Raw genomic sequence first — 14,628 nt, forward strand, 5'->3', positions numbered from 1 at the left:
TTACTCCTCCGCGATAAAAGTGATCTGGATTTGGTTGTCGACCACCCGGGTGGGATAGGTTTGCAGATCGCGGCCGCCCGGCTCGCGCAGGCACTGGCCGGTACGCACGTCAAACAGCGCTTCGTGCAGCGGGCACTCAACCTTGCCGTCGTCTACAAACCCCTGGCTGAGCAAGGCATAAGCATGCGGGCAGACGTCTTCCAGCGCGTAGTAGTTACCGTCGAGCAGGTACACCCCGATCTCCTTTCCTTCCACTTTGCCGGAGAAAGGAAAATCTTCTTTCACCTGAGACACTTCGCACACATTCTTCCAGCTCATTGCTTTTATCCTCTATCTGATTGTTTCATATATGAAACTCAGTTTCTTATTTAATACAGCCACTATAAGTCTGGCGAAACTTTCGTCAAGCGAGCGGAACGGCAAATGTTAATGAAAGGTTGTTTAAAAATGACAAATGCGGGAAAGATCACGAAATCATGCACCGATATGAAAAACCTATGTCAGTTGTGCGCTCCCTCGCTAATTTATGGCAAAAAATGCGTTGATCCCGGCGGCGTATTGCGCGTAAAAGTGTTTTCTCTCTGTCTTTTACACCCTATTTGATAACAATAAATTTACATCAATCAGCCCCATCCCCGCGTTTGCGCCAAATGGCATCCTCGGGTGAGTTTACTGCTGCCTGAATTCGTCAACCGCTCGCACTGAGGAACGCGCCGTGCAACAACGTCAACGCTGGTTTGGGGTGATCGCCCTGCTGTTTCTGATCGTTATCGCCTATGCGGATCGAGTTAATATCGCCGTGATGTTGGTCAATCCCGACTTCCTGCAACACTTTCAACTCGGCGGTGACCGCGCTCACCAGGGCACGCTGATGACGGTGTTTTTATTCGGTTACGGCCTCTCCGCCATGTTGCTGACGCCGTTTCTGGAAACGCTGATGGGTTACCGCCGCGCGCTGACGCTGAGCGTGGTGCTGTGGGCGCTGCTCACCGCCGCCTCGCCGCTGGCGGGATCGCTGCTGTTGCTGTGCGTGGTGCGCGCGCTGCTTGGCGTCAGCGAAGGGCCGCTGTTCTCGCTGAAAACCATGTACATCAGCGATCATTTCGCCGCCGACGAGCGCGGCAAGCCCAACGCGGTCAGCGCGCTGGGCGTCTCGTTGGGGCTGGTGATCGGCTTTCCGCTGGTGAGTTTTCTGATGGCGCACTTCGGCTGGGCGATGTCGTTTCACCTGCTGGCGCTGCTCAACCTGCTGCTGGGCCTGGCGCTGGTGCGGTTGTTCGTTCATCCGCTCGCCTTATCTTCATCTTCACGCCCCGCCGATCCGCAACCGGTGCTAAGCCGCGTCTGGCACACCTTTGCGCTGGCCTGGCGCACGCCGATGCTCGGCTGGATCCTGCTGATCGAGATCGCCACGCTCAGTTACCTGTGGGGCTCCAGCGCCTGGCTGCCGGCTTACCTGACCGATGAAAAGGGGTTCTCCATCAAGCAAATGGGCTGGATGGCCGCGCTGCCTTTCATCGTCAGCATCGCCTCCAAATACCTCGGCGGCGCGTTGCTCGATCGCATCCGTCCTTATCAGGCGCCGCTGATCTTCGTCTTTGGCGGCGCGGCGACCGCACTGTGCATCTATGGCGTAATGAACAGCCATCAGCTTGGCTGGATCGCCTTCTTTCTGCTGGCGGCCAACGCCTGTTGGGGCGTGCAGGGCGCGGCGATCCCCACGCTGCTGCAGCATTATGCACGGCCGGAGGCGGTCGGCAGCGCCTATGGGCTGATTAACGGCATCGGCAATCTATTCTCGGCGTTCGTGCCGATGGCGATGGGCATGGTGATGGCCAGCCAGGGCAAGGTGTCCTCGGGCTTTGCGGTGCTGATTGCCTCACAGCTGCTGACGCTGCTGGCGGGCGGGGCGCTGTTTAGCCGTATGTTGCTGGCGCGACAGGTTAACCGGGCATAAACCCATTTCTCTCTCCTCTGCGGCGAGAAACCGAATGCTGTGAGTGGGTGCTCAGGGATCTGGACGCCAACAACCAGCAGACGGGGGACATCCCCCGTCGCCGGGTTGCCTTACCGTTCGGATTCGTAAGCCAAAATGGCCGCAACCTCCGTGTTGCCCGATCGGATCCGCAGCTCACACAGCGTGCTGCGCGTTATCCATGCCAGTGATATTACCGTGGCACAAATAACCACCAATTTTAACAGGCTCCGTTTGTTCGGCATCATGCCTTCTTCTCCTTGCCTCGCGGCGGGTAAGAGGCTAACTTAACGTTGTCTGGCGTTAGAGTTGGCCTCGGGTTGATGAATATCGACTCGGGGCTTTTCTCTTTGTATCTTTCGCAGAAGCTCCAGAGACAAAGATCCAGAGCACCCGCGCGCAGTATATTCATCCACCCCGCTATCCCGGCTCCCTTTTTCCTGACTCTTTTTCATTTCTGCGCAGGATTGCGCAAAGGCGTTGCAACAGGCTGAAAATCGCCGCGCGGATGGCGACAAACGAAATAAAAAAAGCGGCCCCAATTCGATGGGAGCCGCTTTTTCAGCGAGGCGTGGCCTGGCGTCAGGCGTGTTTCTTGGCCGCCTGCAGGTACAGCATCTCCAGACCCAACGTCGCCGCGGCCAGCGCGGTGATCTCGGACTGGTCATAAGCCGGCGCCACTTCCACTACGTCCATGCCGACAATGTTCAGCGACTGCATGCCGCGCACCAGTTTCAGCGCGCGATCGGAGGTCAGCCCGCCGATCACCGGCGTGCCGGTGCCCGGTGCGAACGCCGGATCCAGACAGTCGATGTCGAAGGTCAGGTACACCGGCATATCGCCGACGATGCCTTTGATCTGCGTCAGCAGGTCGTCCACGCTGCGATCGTTCACCTGCGCGGCGTCCAGTACGGTAAAGCCGTTGTCATGATCGAACTCGGTGCGAATGCCGATCTGCACCGAGTGATGCGGATCGATCAGGCCTTCGTTCGGCGCATGATAGAACATGGTGCCATGGTCGAACTTGCTGCCGTTGGCGTAGGTATCGGTATGGGCGTCGAAGTGCACCAGCGCCAGCTTGCCGAAATGCTTGGCGTGCGCGCGCAACAGCGGCAGGGTGACGAAGTGGTCGCCGCCGAACGAGAGCATGCGCTTACCGGCCTTCAGCAGTTTCTCCGCGTGCGCCTGCAGCTTGTCGCTCATGTCCTGCGCATCGCCGAAGTTGAACACGATGTCGCCGCAGTCAACCACGTTCAGGCGATCGCGCAGATCGAAGCTCCACGGCCAACGGTTGCCTTCCCAGGCCAGGTTGGTGGACACCTGGCGGATGGCCGCCGGGCCATGACGGCCGCCGGCGCGGCCGGAGGTCGCCATGTCAAACGGAATGCCGGTGATGACCCACTCTGCATCGCTGTCGTAAGGCATGAAGTTCAGCGGAAAGCGCAGGAAACCAAAGGCGTTGGACACTAATGAATTATCGGACTGATGGCCTAAGGTGCTCATAGTAAACCCTCGTAGTTCAACAAGTTGCCGGGCGCAGACGCCGGGCCGTGACAAAAAAAAAATCCCTCCCGCGTCGTTAGCCCGACGAGAAAGGGATTTATTCGATGTGTGTTTCGGTGCTACCGATACGGCAGATTATGGCCGCATTTTGCTCGAGCTTCAAGGGGGATGATGCGCGCAGGCTGGCGGCCATATCAATCGTATTTTCCCCAGCTGATGAGGAAAATGGTGCCCTGACTCTACCCATAAATTAAGGCGAATAAGCATCATTCACCTGAAGAAGTCGGAAATAAGCTCGTGGGAACTCGCTCCGTTGCCGCCGCTCTGCGGCGCGAGTTATTTTGGGTAGTTTTACTTTGCTATCAATAGCATCAGCCCAACAGTTTTTACGCCATCGGGCCAGGTAACTCAATAGTAAGCCAAATCAATTTGGGTTGTCAGATTGGCAGTACCGGGCGTAACCTTATCATTGAGGGCGACATACCGTACCGCGTACTTCAGGGTGACCTCACCGTCGGAGTTTGGATAAGGTTCATATCTAGAATCATTGGGCCTAATGAAATAATACTTACCGTAAAGTTCAGTCGCTATTTTAACTGCGACACCCGACGCCCCGGAGTCTTTATCCAAAACATAAGCCTCCCCATCCTCCGGCGCTGCCATGCCTGAAAAATGCACGCCAACTTTAGTTTCGCCTCCTGTCGGGCAGCCGGTTGCTTTTAATTCAAACAACACTGGCGAACTCAGGCTCCCGGTTTTAGCCAACTGACTGCGGTTGATATCTCCCATCGGCACGCGCATGTTCTTGCTGGCGGCCGTCAGGTTGCAGGTGAACTGAATAAACTTCACTTTGGTTTTGATGGTGCCATCTGCACCTTGTGCCGCGCAGGTCAGGCCAATCAGGCAAATTGACAAACCCTGAACGATTCTTTTGATTGCTTTATTCATCACATTTTCCTTCGTCACCATAAAAATAGGCCATGACGGATTTAGTTATAAAGAATGCTGAACTGAATAGTGCTCGTCGCCTCACCAAGTGGGATAGGCTTGCTATAGTCAGGCCAAGACAACATCACACCAAAATCAAGTCTATTCGCACTGCCGGAACCGCTGTCTTTCAGCTCATAAGGTTTCGACTCACCGTTAACTTTAATCCAAGAATTATCATCCCTATTGTATATCCTGAACCCTACGTTCTGTGCAGCTCCCGGCTGCCCCTGATTATCGGGGGCGAAAGTATATTCTTTCTCATACCACACAAAATCACTACTAGCGGTACCTTCAAATCTAATCTTCACCTGCTTAGCCCCCGAAGGGCAATCCAGAAGCCATATTTCTTGAGGAGTACCCTTGCCACCATACCTGGAGTTACCCGCCTGCACACCAAAATCCACCATGATATTCTTCGACTCGGCGGCTACCGCACAGGCATTCTCCACTACCCGGCCGGTTACATTAATATTGCCGTCCGCCGCGTAGAGCGGTGGGGAAAGCATTACCGCACAGAGGAATATCAGCGGCTGCATCTTGCTTTTTACTGTCGTTATCATCGCTATCTTCCTTATTGCTGGATAACAGCCTATTTACTCTGATGATATAAAAACCCGACGCAGGGGGCGTCGGGTGGAGTAGTTTAGTTATGGATAGAGCAGATTAAACTGCACAGCGGCATTAGCACGGCCAGGGATTATCTTATCATCCAAGGCAATATAACGAGCCTTAAAGACCTTAGATATCGCACCATCAGCGTTAGCACGGCCTAAAAAAGCGTATTCCGACTCCCATTCGCCACCATCAACGGCTACCTGTACCCCAACCCCTGATGCAACAGAGTCACTATCTAATTCAAAAGTATTTCTTCTCTCCTTATGTCGGTTAGCTGCATTACCATGAATATTGAAATCGACCCTTATATCCGGAGCACAATCTGTTACTTTAATGGTAAATTCAACCGGCTTGCTGGCCGCGCCGATAGATTTTAGTTCGGTACGAGAAACGTCCCCCAGTAACACCTGCATATTTTTGCTATCTGATGTCAAATTACAGGTATCATTAACGAGTTTCAGTTCAAGATCTACACTTCCATCCGCACCATAGGCGCAGAAAGACAGCCCGTAGCCGACCAATAACAATCCCTTGATGATATTTTTCATTATCTTTCCTTATGTAAATAAAATGAGGTACGTAATAATATCAAGGGTAAATCAAACTAAACTGCACCCGTGATCGAGCAATCCCTGCCGTGGGCATCAGACCGTCAGTAGTATATCCATACCCAAAGGAAAACCTATTTACCTCCCCCTCTTTTAAATCTATCAATGGACTGATTTCATTAACACCAAGAGCGTAATCAGGGACTCCTTCCCTGTATATATCATAAAAAGTGAAACCAACATTCTTTGCTGCACCAGGCTCATTAATATTATCGATAGCAAACACTTTACCAGGCTTTGTTTTACTCTCGGCCGGTGTTCCCTCGAACCTAACTTTCACCTGCTTAATGCTATCGGGGCAATCAGCCAAGTATATATAAAAACCCCCATATATTTGAACGTTGGTACTTTTAACAAGGCGGGTGCCGAAATCTATTTTACGCGTTGTCCTGGCATCCAGCACGCAACTGCTTTCTGTCACTCTGCCAGTAATATTAATATTCCCATCCGCCGCCTGCAGCGGCGGTGCCAGCATGGCGGCGCCGAGCAGCGTCAGGGGCAGTGCTATTTTTCTCATCATTATCTTCGTCCTTATTGATAGGTGAGGCTAAAGGTTGCTACCGCGTTGGCCTCGCCGGCGGCGATCTGCGGTTGCGTTTGGTAATAACGGGCGCTGAACGGGTAGCTGCGCAGGCCCTGTAAGGCCGTTTCCAGCGGCAGCCGTTCGCCCAGCGTCAGCGGCACGCCGCGGTAGAGCAACTGCACCCCGACGCCGCGCGCGCTGGCCTGCGCATCGGGGTTAACCAGCGCCAACACGCCGGGCAGGTCATCCTCTGCAGCGATGCCATCGAACTGAATATTGACCCGGGCGCCGGCATCGCAGGCCAGATCCAGCAAGAACGGCTGTTCGCCGCGCGTGCTGCCCACGCCGCGAAAATCGCTGCGCGCCACCTCGCCCAACGCCACCGTGCGGTGGCGGCCGCCCTGCAGCTCACAGGCCAGCCGGGTGATGGCAACCGGCTTTTGCAAGGCGATATCCAGCACCGGCTGGCCGTTGAGCGTGCGGCGGGCCAGGGTTTCCGTCGCCAACACGCCGGAGGCCAGCGGCCCGGTCACCACCAGCCGCAGGCTGATTTGCCGTTTTCCGGCGGCAAGGGCGCCGCTCGCCGGCCAACCCTCGCTGAAGGCGGCGTCGGTATCCAGCGCATAACCCAGCCCACTGATCGTGGTGCCGTAGACCGCGCTGTTGCCGCTTTTCAACCCGCTATCACTGCCCAACAGGTTGAGACGTGCGTCTTCCGCTCCCGCACAGGGCGCCAGCGACGCGGCTTGCTGCACCTGGCGCGTGCCCTGCCACACCACGCTGCCGACCGGCAGATCGCGTTGCAACGTCTGCGCCGGAATGTCGAACAGCAGCCGTTCCGGGTTGCCGGCCGGCGGACATTCCGCTCCCCAGGCGCCGCCCGCCGCCCACAGCCCGCACAGGCCGAGCATCCATACTCCCGCTTTCATCCTTTGCTCCTTAACGACACTCTGCCGCTATCTCTGGGATCTCCGGGCCGGCCGTTTCCGGCAGGCTGTAGACGACCTGGCATTGCTGGTCCGGTTGTTTGCCCCACTGCACGTGCAGCATGCCGTTGGCCGGCATGCCGGCCAGGAACAGCTGCCCGCCGTCGCCGACAATGCTGCCGTCACCGCCTGCGCCCGTCAGCCTGGCAATCGCACCGAACGGCACCGGCCGGCCATCGGCGCGCGTCAGCGTCATCATCATCCGTGCGCCTACCTTGGTTTGATAATCCGCCAGCACCACCGCGCCACGGGTTGGGATCACCGTCTGGCTGGTCAGCCCCAGCTCCACGTTGTCCGCCAGGGTGGTCGGATCCAGCGCGATCGCATTCTGGCGATAGGCAGAGAGATAAGGCACCACCGCATAGCCGCGGCTATCGGTTTTCACCCCCACCTGATTCACCACGCTGACCCCGCCGGCACCCGGCGCGCGCACCAGCGCCACCGTATCGTTAAGCGGTTGCGACAGCGTCACCCCGCCGGCATGCAGCAACACCCCGCCCTGAATGTCGTAATTCAGCCGCTGGCGCTGCCCATCGTTGCTCAGCCCGGCGCCAAGCAACGCCTTGCTGCCGCGATAGCCCAGCGCCAGATTGCCGTTCTCGCCCTCCCCCTGATTGCCATAGCCGCCGGTCAGCCCCCAGTTCAGGTTATCGCCTTCCAGCGCGGTGCCGTTCAGCCCCAGCGTCTGCAACGTTTTGCCGTTGTTGCTATTGCTGATGCCGTAACCGGCCCAGGTGTTGTGTGCCCACAGGTTCAGTGGAATGCTGACATTCAGCGCCACGACGCGATCGGTCTGGGCCTGATAACTCTGGTTCTGGCTGTAGTTAAGGCCATAACTCACTCCTTTGATGCTGCCGTTGTAGCCCAGGCTGACGGACTGGCGCTTGCCTTGTTCTCCCCAGCGCCGATCTTCCGCCAGGCTCAGGGACAGCGAGCCTGGCAGCGGCCCCAACTCCTGCTGCAGCGACAGTTCTTTACGGCTGCGGGTAGCGCTGTTGCCTGTGCTTTCGCGGGATTGCATCGCCTGTTGCAACGTGGTGTAGCTCTCACTGGCATGGCGATAACCGGCCATACTCAGCTGGGTGCCGGTGAGCGGGAAGCTTTTTTCATAGCGCAGACGCCACATTTTGCCCTGCCGACCGTCCCTCTGAACGGCCTCTTCCGGCCGCCGGACCCAGCTTTGCGTCATATCCAGCGACAACGCGCCGGCGCGGCCCAGGTTTTGCCCCACGCCCAGCGCCAGCGAACGGTAACGATTGGCCCATTGGCCACCGCCATACAGCGTGGCGCCGAGCGGCAGGCCGTAGATCAGCGTGCCCTGCATAAACTTCTCGTCATCGGCGCTCGCGTCCTGCGCACGGTATTGCCCTGCGGCCAGGCCGTAGCTGAGCCGCCCTTCGCGCTGCAGCACCGGCAGCGAAGCAAACGGCACCAGCAGGCGCTGTTCCGTACCGTCGCTTTCTTTGATGATGACATCCAGATCGCCGCTGCCGGAAACCGCATACAGGTCGCTGATTTCAAAGGCGCCTGGCGGCACATAGCGCTGATCGACCACCACGCCGTTCTGGCGAATGATCACCTCCGCGTTGCTTTTGGCGATGCCGCGCACCACCGGCGAGTAGCCGCGCAGGCTGTCCGGGTACATCTCCTCCACCGAAGCCAGCTGCACGCCGCGCAGCGGCAGCGAATCGAAGATATCGCCCGGCGTGGTGGCATCGCCCAGCGTCAACAGCCCGTTCAGCGGGGTGATGTCCCGCTGTACATAGCTGTTCAGGGTGCGCCAGTGCGCCTCTCCCTGGCCGTTCCGGTTCCACACGCCGTCGTGGCGCAACCGCCAGGCTCCCCAGTTGGCGCCATTGCGCAAATTGACGAAATAGCTGCTTTCATTGCCGCCGCCCTGACGGCTGCGATCGCGCGCCCCACGCAGGGTATAGTTGCTCAGCAACGCCGGAATGCCGCTGTCCCACTGCTCTGGCGGCACATAGCCGCGCGCCTGGCGTTTTAACGCCGCCTGCGGGATGCTCAGCTTCAACTGCTGTTGCTCGAACAGCAGTTCCGTTCTGGCGCTGGGAATGGCCTGCGGCAAGTTGATGCACGCCTCGGAGGGCTGCAGCGCGGGAAAGGCGGCCAGATCCACGCCAAAGCCCTTCAGATCCTCCCACTGCAGGCAGGGTTGAAGACGCTCTTTGCCCTGCTCATCCGGCTGCAGAGAAAAGGCCAGCGTGCGGGTATCCAGCCGCTGCTCGTTGAGGAACAGATCAACGCGATACTCTCCCGGCGGCTGTTTCTCCTCATCGCTGAACAGCGCCAGGTCCACTTCGGTTTGCGGCGTATTGCCTATCTGCAATAAAGCAGAGCTAAAACGGTATTCCGCCTGTGCCACACCGCTGTACATCAGCAGGCCGGCAAGTTGCCAGGCCAACGGCGTCAGCCGATATTCGCCGCGCCGCCCAGATTGGCGACGCGCTGTTTTGCTGTTCATGTTCCACATCCCTGTTCACACCGCGCCCCTGGTTATCAACCGCGCCATCACAACGCTTGTTGGTGCTGCGCGCTCAGGCCGCCGTAGTCGTTGATCACCTGCCAGCTCACCTGTTTGCCGGTGGCTGAAGGCGGCAAGGTATAGGCCAGCGTGGCGAACGGCGCCACCATCTGCGGCTCTTTGATCTTTTCACCAGCGACCGAGACCGTGGAGAAACTCAGGTAGTAGGGGGAATCATTGATCGCTTTCAGCGTATTGCCGCTGCGCTCCCAGCGTACTTTGCTCGCCGCTTCTTCCGGCGAGCCGGCCAGCGACGCCGGGCGATAGAACAGTTTGATGCGGGTGCGCACCGCGATTTGCAGATGGTTGCCCTTGCCTTCCGCCTCCGGCGGCACGGTCTTGACGCTGAACCAGAATACCGACTCGCGATCTTCCGGCAGCGCCTGAGCGGTTTTCACCACCCGCAGCGTATTCTCTTTGCCGCCATTCAAACGAAACAGCGGCGGCGTGACCAGGAACGGCGCCTTGACGTTGCCTTCCAGATCGGCGTTGACCCACGATTGCACCAGATAAGGAATATCGTCCGGATTTTTCACCGTGATGGTCGCTTCTTTCTTGCCGCCGGGATACACCAGCCGGGTGCCGCCGATCACCACACCGGCAGCGGCCTGAAAACTGTTGATTAACAGTGCGGCACAAAGCGCAATATAGACTGGTTTCATTATGTGTCATTCCCTTGATGTTTTTTACTGAAACGCTTTAGAGCAATAACTGCTGCAATATGATTGAAGCAAAACTAATAGCCGGCTAAATACAGCCTCGCCGGCAAATAGCAATTCAGGCATATAAATTAATTATATAAAACACTGAATTGGATAGTGGCATTAGCATCACCGGCGGTGACTTTATCTGTTGATCTGTAACGTGCCGCAAAAGACAGACGATTCTCACCCTCATTCAGCGAAAATTCCTCCGAAGTACCACCAGGCACAATCGGCTGTTTTCCCCAACCACTCCCACTTATTGCAATAAGTTCTAAAGCTACACCAGTGGCGCCGCCAGAGATAAGTTGGAATAGATTTTTATTATTGGAATCTGCCTCGCCATCCAGCTGTACAGTAGCCGCCTTGATATTTGCCGGACAATCTTTAAGCTCCAAGAAGAACTCTTCTGCATAACCCCAATCTCCCACGTGTTCAAAATCAGCCGCAGCCGTGTCTCCCAGACGCACATCCAGAGTTGGGCTCACCACACAGGCGTTATCAACAATTTTGCCAGTAACGTTAATCGCGCCATCTGCCGCAAACGCAGAGGAGCAGAGCGCCGTACACGCCAACACAGAAGTAACCAGATACTTTTTCATCGAAGTCCCCTAAACAAATACTCATCTCACCTGAAAAGCCTTCCACCCAGTGAGAAATTGGCTAATTACCGGCGAAAGCGGATTTCCGCCGGTAACTGACGCCCTGACAAATAAATTAATTATATAAAACGCTAAATTGGATAGTGGCATTAGCATCACCGGCGGTGACTTTATCCGTCGATTTATAAGCCGCAATGAATGGCACTAAATTATTCCCTTCGAACAACTTGATGTGCGCCGTGGTACTACCCGGGAAAACGTTTTTCCCTTCCGGCCCCTCAATACGCAAGGCCAGGCCGGTTGCGCCGGCTTCATCAAGTTTGAACAAATCCGGGTTGCTGGCATCCGCCGCGCCTTCCAGCATCACTTTAGCCTCCAGATTGGCCGGGCAGTCTTTCAACTCCAGTTCAAAGTTCCGGGCGCCGGACTCATCACCCACATTTTTAAACGCAGCCGCCGCCACATCGCCCATCTGTACATTCAGCGTCGGGTTTACCACACAGGCGTTATCGACAATTTTACCGGTGAAATTAATCACACCATCAGCGGAAAATGCAGAAGAAGAGAGCACCGTACAGGCCAGTGCAGACGCTACCAGATATTTTTTCATATAATTCCCTTATATTATTTAAACTACTAAGTTATATATCGACATACATACATCCATTGACCGTGGCATGAACACCACGCTTACTGCGCGTCGCTATTACCGATGCCAATATATTGTGCATATGCACGAAAAATACGGGCACCATGCATTGCATCGGCTTTATAAAACCTAAGGAAGGTCATTAGTAATCAGAAACCCACCAAGGATAATAAGTCATTTAAAAACATTAATTCAACCACAAAGAGAAACGGAACAAAAAAACATAACCATAATTCATAATTAATGATTTTGTTTTTTTAAAAAATCAGAATAGTGCCCTGTTCACAGGAATATAAAATATAAAAATAAAATATAATCCATTATAAAACAAAGAGATTACCCACCGCTCTCAGAAAGACAAAACCATATAGATACTTGATTAAAAATTCAAACCCATCAAGAAAAAGAGGTAAAATGAAAGAGAAACTGATCAATTATCTCATTTATAATGAACAAAAATAACTAATACTGGTTATACTTTCTAATCTAAAGATCTAATTAGTGAATGAAAAGGTTAATTTCAGAAACTTCTTGTATTTAGTAAATGGATTTATAATATAGGATGCATTCAATAAAGAAGATGGATGAAAGAAAACATACTTTTCGTAACGCGTTGAACTCACCACTGCAGAGTTGGGCGTTGCATCAGGGCGGCAAAAGCCCGGTAATGTTAAGTACGCCCTGCGCCGCCGTTCGAACGGCAGCATGGCTGCCTGCAACCTGTACGCCATCGAAAACTTAGTCGTTCGACAAAAAAGAAAAGGCCGGGCGTCCTTAAGCCGCCCGGCCTTTCTTCACTTCATTACTCGTCTTCCAGATACGTGTAACCGTACAGGCCGGCTTCAAACTCTTCCAGGAACTGCGCCTGCAGCTCGCTGTCCAGATCGGTTTCTTTGACCTGATCGCGGAATTTGGACAGCAGCGCGCTCGGATCGAGCTGCACGTACTCCAGCATGTCCGCCACGGTGTCGCCCTCGTCGGACAATTCGGTCTCGACGCTGCCGTCCGGGAACACGTACACGTCAACCGAGGCGGTGTCGCCGAACAGGTTGTGCATGTTGCCGAGGATCTCCTGATACGCACCGACCATGAAGAAGCCCAGCGCCGGCGGGTTCTCCGGATCGTACGGCGGCATCGGCATGGTGGTCGCCACGCCGTCGCCGTCGACGTAATGGTCGATGGTGCCGTCGGAATCGCAGGTGATGTCGAGCAGCACCGCACGGCCTTCCGGCGGCTTATCCAGCCCTTCCAGCGGCAGCACCGGAAACAGTTGATCGATACCCCAGGCATCCGGCATCGACTGGAACAGCGAGAAGTTGACGTAGAACTTGTCCGCCATGCGCTCTTGCAATTCGTCGATGATCGGGCGGTGCGCGCGGTTGCTCGGATCGAGCTGCTGCTGGATCTTGTTGCAGATGTTCAGATACAGCTGCTCGGCCCAGGCGCGCTTGGTCAGGTCCAGCATGCCGTGCGCATATTGGGTATGCACATCGTGCAGATCCATCTGGCTGTCGTGCAGCCATTCACGCAGCGAGCGGCGGTTCTCCGGCTCGTTCATTTCCAGCCAGGTTTCCCACATGCTTTCCAGCGCGCGCGGCGCGTCGGCTTCCGGCGGCTGCGGTTCGCTGAATTCGTTGCGCTCTACGCCGATCACATTGGAGACCAGCACCGTGTGGTGCGCGGTCACGGCGCGGCCGGACTCGGTGATCACCGTCGGGTGCGGCAGGCCGTGTTCGTTACAGGCGTCGCCGATGCCCCAAATCACGTTGTTGGCGTATTCGTTCAGGCCGTAGTTGACCGAGCAATCGGACTGCGAGCGGGTGCCTTCGTAGTCGACGCCCAAACCGCCGCCCACGTCGAAGCACTGAATGTTGACGCCCAGCTTGTGCAGCTCAACGTAGAAGCGCGCCGATTCGCGCACGCCGGTGGCGATATCGCGAATGTTGGCCAGCTGCGAGCCCAGGTGGAAGTGCAGCAACTGCAGGCTGTCGAGACGGCCCGCTTCGCGCAGGGTCTCCACCAGCTTCAGCACCTGCACCGCCGCCAGACCGAATTTGGACTTTTCGCCGCCGCTCGACTGCCATTTGCCGGAGCCTTGCGACGCCAGACGCGCACGCACGCCCAGGCGCGGTATGACGTTCAAGCGTTCGGCTTCTTCCAGCACCAGGTTGATCTCGGACATCTTTTCGATCACCAGGTACACCTTGTGCCCCAGTTTTTCCCCGATCAGCGCCAGGCGAATGTATTCACGATCTTTATAACCGTTACAGACGATCACCGAGCGGGTCATGCCGGCATGCGCCAGCACCGCCATCAGCTCGGCCTTGGAGCCGGCTTCCAGCCCCAGCGGTTCGCCGGAATTCACCAGCGATTCAATCACACGGCGATGTTGGTTCACCTTGATCGGATACACCAGGAAATAGCCGCCCTGGTAACCGAAGGACTCGCGCGCGCGTTTGAACGCGGCGTTGATCGAACGCAGGCGATGCTGAAGGATCTGCGGGAAGCAGAACAGCGCCGGCAGACGTTGGCCGTCTTGCTGGCGCGTTTTCACCAGTTCTGCCAGATCGACGCGTGCCTGCGGGACATCCGGATCCGGGCACACGCTGATATGGCCCAGCTCGTTGACGTCATAGTAATTGTTGCCCCAGTAGGCGACGTTATAAGTACGCAGCATCTTGCTGGCATTACGATCATTCATGGCAACCTCCTGCATGGAGCGCAAAGATAAAGACTCGCCCGCAACCGGCGGACGGTGAATCAACAGATCATCAGACATGGTTCGCCTCACATTCCGTACTGACGAAACCGCCAGCCACTATCGCAGCTACAACCCGCGAGAACAACCCAACAAGCCGCGCCGGCGGCAGCGAAGAGAACTGCCGTTCGCGGTCAGCGATCGGTTTATCACTCATATAATTGTAAGACACCCTG

The 14,628-nt window shown here is 56.0% G+C and carries 14 protein-coding genes; 1 reads left to right on the top strand and 13 read right to left on the bottom strand.

Going from position 1 to position 14,628, the window contains the following annotated elements; translation table 11 throughout:
* A complete protein-coding gene (locus AC2CGI_RS16425; RefSeq protein WP_004937614.1) occupies nucleotides 1-318 on the bottom strand; it encodes a non-heme iron oxygenase ferredoxin subunit in 318 nt (105 codons plus the stop codon).
* A 397-nt stretch (nucleotides 319-715) separates the two neighbouring features.
* On the opposite strand from AC2CGI_RS16425, the gene AC2CGI_RS16430 reads away from it, so the two are divergent.
* Entirely contained in the window at nucleotides 716-1,957 is a 1,242-nt protein-coding gene (locus AC2CGI_RS16430) for an MFS transporter (RefSeq protein ID WP_076740967.1), read from the top strand.
* A gap of 110 nt (nucleotides 1,958-2,067) precedes the next feature.
* Here the strand turns inward: AC2CGI_RS16430 and AC2CGI_RS16435 are convergent, their stop codons facing one another.
* The 12 genes from AC2CGI_RS16435 to speA form a co-directional block, all read right to left on the bottom strand.
* Nucleotides 2,068-2,220 (bottom strand): Hok/Gef family protein, encoded by a 153-nt coding sequence (locus AC2CGI_RS16435; protein WP_033638576.1) that lies wholly within the window; start codon nucleotides 2,218-2,220, stop codon nucleotides 2,068-2,070.
* Between the two features lie 337 nt (nucleotides 2,221-2,557).
* Entirely contained in the window at nucleotides 2,558-3,478 is a 921-nt protein-coding gene (gene speB, locus AC2CGI_RS16440; RefSeq protein WP_004937606.1) for an agmatinase, read from the bottom strand.
* A 408-nt stretch (nucleotides 3,479-3,886) separates the two neighbouring features.
* On the bottom strand, nucleotides 3,887-4,426 hold the full coding sequence (locus AC2CGI_RS16445; protein ID WP_076740968.1) for a fimbrial protein: 540 nt from the start codon (nucleotides 4,424-4,426) through the stop codon (nucleotides 3,887-3,889).
* A 41-nt stretch (nucleotides 4,427-4,467) separates the two neighbouring features.
* A complete protein-coding gene (locus tag AC2CGI_RS16450; RefSeq protein WP_076740969.1) occupies nucleotides 4,468-5,028 on the bottom strand; it encodes a fimbrial protein in 561 nt (186 codons plus the stop codon).
* Between the two features lie 87 nt (nucleotides 5,029-5,115).
* Nucleotides 5,116-5,631 (bottom strand): fimbrial protein, encoded by a 516-nt coding sequence (locus tag AC2CGI_RS16455; RefSeq protein ID WP_076740970.1) that lies wholly within the window; start codon nucleotides 5,629-5,631, stop codon nucleotides 5,116-5,118.
* Nucleotides 5,632-5,671: 40 nt separating this feature from the next.
* Nucleotides 5,672-6,211, bottom strand: a complete 540-nt coding sequence (locus AC2CGI_RS16460; protein ID WP_076740971.1) for a fimbrial protein — start codon at nucleotides 6,209-6,211, stop codon at nucleotides 5,672-5,674.
* 11 nt (nucleotides 6,212-6,222) lie between these two features.
* Complete coding sequence (locus tag AC2CGI_RS16465) at nucleotides 6,223-7,143, bottom strand: fimbrial protein (protein WP_080497845.1); 921 nt, start codon at nucleotides 7,141-7,143, stop codon at nucleotides 6,223-6,225.
* 10 nt (nucleotides 7,144-7,153) lie between these two features.
* Nucleotides 7,154-9,682 (bottom strand): fimbria/pilus outer membrane usher protein, encoded by a 2,529-nt coding sequence (locus tag AC2CGI_RS16470; RefSeq protein WP_076740973.1) that lies wholly within the window; start codon nucleotides 9,680-9,682, stop codon nucleotides 7,154-7,156.
* Nucleotides 9,683-9,729: 47 nt separating this feature from the next.
* Entirely contained in the window at nucleotides 9,730-10,404 is a 675-nt protein-coding gene (locus tag AC2CGI_RS16475) for a fimbrial biogenesis chaperone (protein ID WP_076740974.1), read from the bottom strand.
* A gap of 128 nt (nucleotides 10,405-10,532) precedes the next feature.
* Entirely contained in the window at nucleotides 10,533-11,045 is a 513-nt protein-coding gene (locus tag AC2CGI_RS16480) for a fimbrial protein (RefSeq protein WP_076740975.1), read from the bottom strand.
* Nucleotides 11,046-11,160: 115 nt separating this feature from the next.
* A complete protein-coding gene (locus tag AC2CGI_RS16485) occupies nucleotides 11,161-11,655 on the bottom strand; it encodes a fimbrial protein (protein WP_076740976.1) in 495 nt (164 codons plus the stop codon).
* A gap of 841 nt (nucleotides 11,656-12,496) precedes the next feature.
* Nucleotides 12,497-14,473: a biosynthetic arginine decarboxylase gene (gene speA / locus AC2CGI_RS16490; RefSeq protein ID WP_004937600.1), complete on the bottom strand. Its 1,977-nt coding sequence runs from the start codon at nucleotides 14,471-14,473 to the stop codon at nucleotides 12,497-12,499.
* Nucleotides 14,474-14,628: the final 155 nt, after the last annotated feature.

The organism is Serratia sp. LSHTC3 (genome assembly GCF_057197125.1).

What these genes read in the sequence shown, in the direction of transcription:
- AC2CGI_RS16425 (WP_004937614.1), bottom strand. Translation starts at nt 318, where the DNA reads ATGAGCTGGAAGAATGTGTGCGAAGTGTCTCAGGTGAAAGAAGATTTT.
- AC2CGI_RS16435 (WP_033638576.1), bottom strand. Translation starts at nt 2,220, where the DNA reads ATGCCGAACAAACGGAGCCTGTTAAAATTGGTGGTTATTTGTGCCACG.
- speB (WP_004937606.1), bottom strand. Translation starts at nt 3,478, where the DNA reads ATGAGCACCTTAGGCCATCAGTCCGATAATTCATTAGTGTCCAACGCC.
- AC2CGI_RS16445 (WP_076740968.1), bottom strand. Translation starts at nt 4,426, where the DNA reads ATGAATAAAGCAATCAAAAGAATCGTTCAGGGTTTGTCAATTTGCCTG.
- AC2CGI_RS16450 (WP_076740969.1), bottom strand. Translation starts at nt 5,028, where the DNA reads ATGATAACGACAGTAAAAAGCAAGATGCAGCCGCTGATATTCCTCTGT.
- AC2CGI_RS16455 (WP_076740970.1), bottom strand. Translation starts at nt 5,631, where the DNA reads ATGAAAAATATCATCAAGGGATTGTTATTGGTCGGCTACGGGCTGTCT.
- AC2CGI_RS16460 (WP_076740971.1), bottom strand. Translation starts at nt 6,211, where the DNA reads ATGATGAGAAAAATAGCACTGCCCCTGACGCTGCTCGGCGCCGCCATG.
- AC2CGI_RS16465 (WP_080497845.1), bottom strand. Translation starts at nt 7,143, where the DNA reads ATGAAAGCGGGAGTATGGATGCTCGGCCTGTGCGGGCTGTGGGCGGCG.
- AC2CGI_RS16470 (WP_076740973.1), bottom strand. Translation starts at nt 9,682, where the DNA reads ATGAACAGCAAAACAGCGCGTCGCCAATCTGGGCGGCGCGGCGAATAT.
- AC2CGI_RS16475 (WP_076740974.1), bottom strand. Translation starts at nt 10,404, where the DNA reads ATGAAACCAGTCTATATTGCGCTTTGTGCCGCACTGTTAATCAACAGT.
- AC2CGI_RS16480 (WP_076740975.1), bottom strand. Translation starts at nt 11,045, where the DNA reads ATGAAAAAGTATCTGGTTACTTCTGTGTTGGCGTGTACGGCGCTCTGC.
- AC2CGI_RS16485 (WP_076740976.1), bottom strand. Translation starts at nt 11,655, where the DNA reads ATGAAAAAATATCTGGTAGCGTCTGCACTGGCCTGTACGGTGCTCTCT.
- speA (WP_004937600.1), bottom strand. Translation starts at nt 14,473, where the DNA reads ATGTCTGATGATCTGTTGATTCACCGTCCGCCGGTTGCGGGCGAGTCT.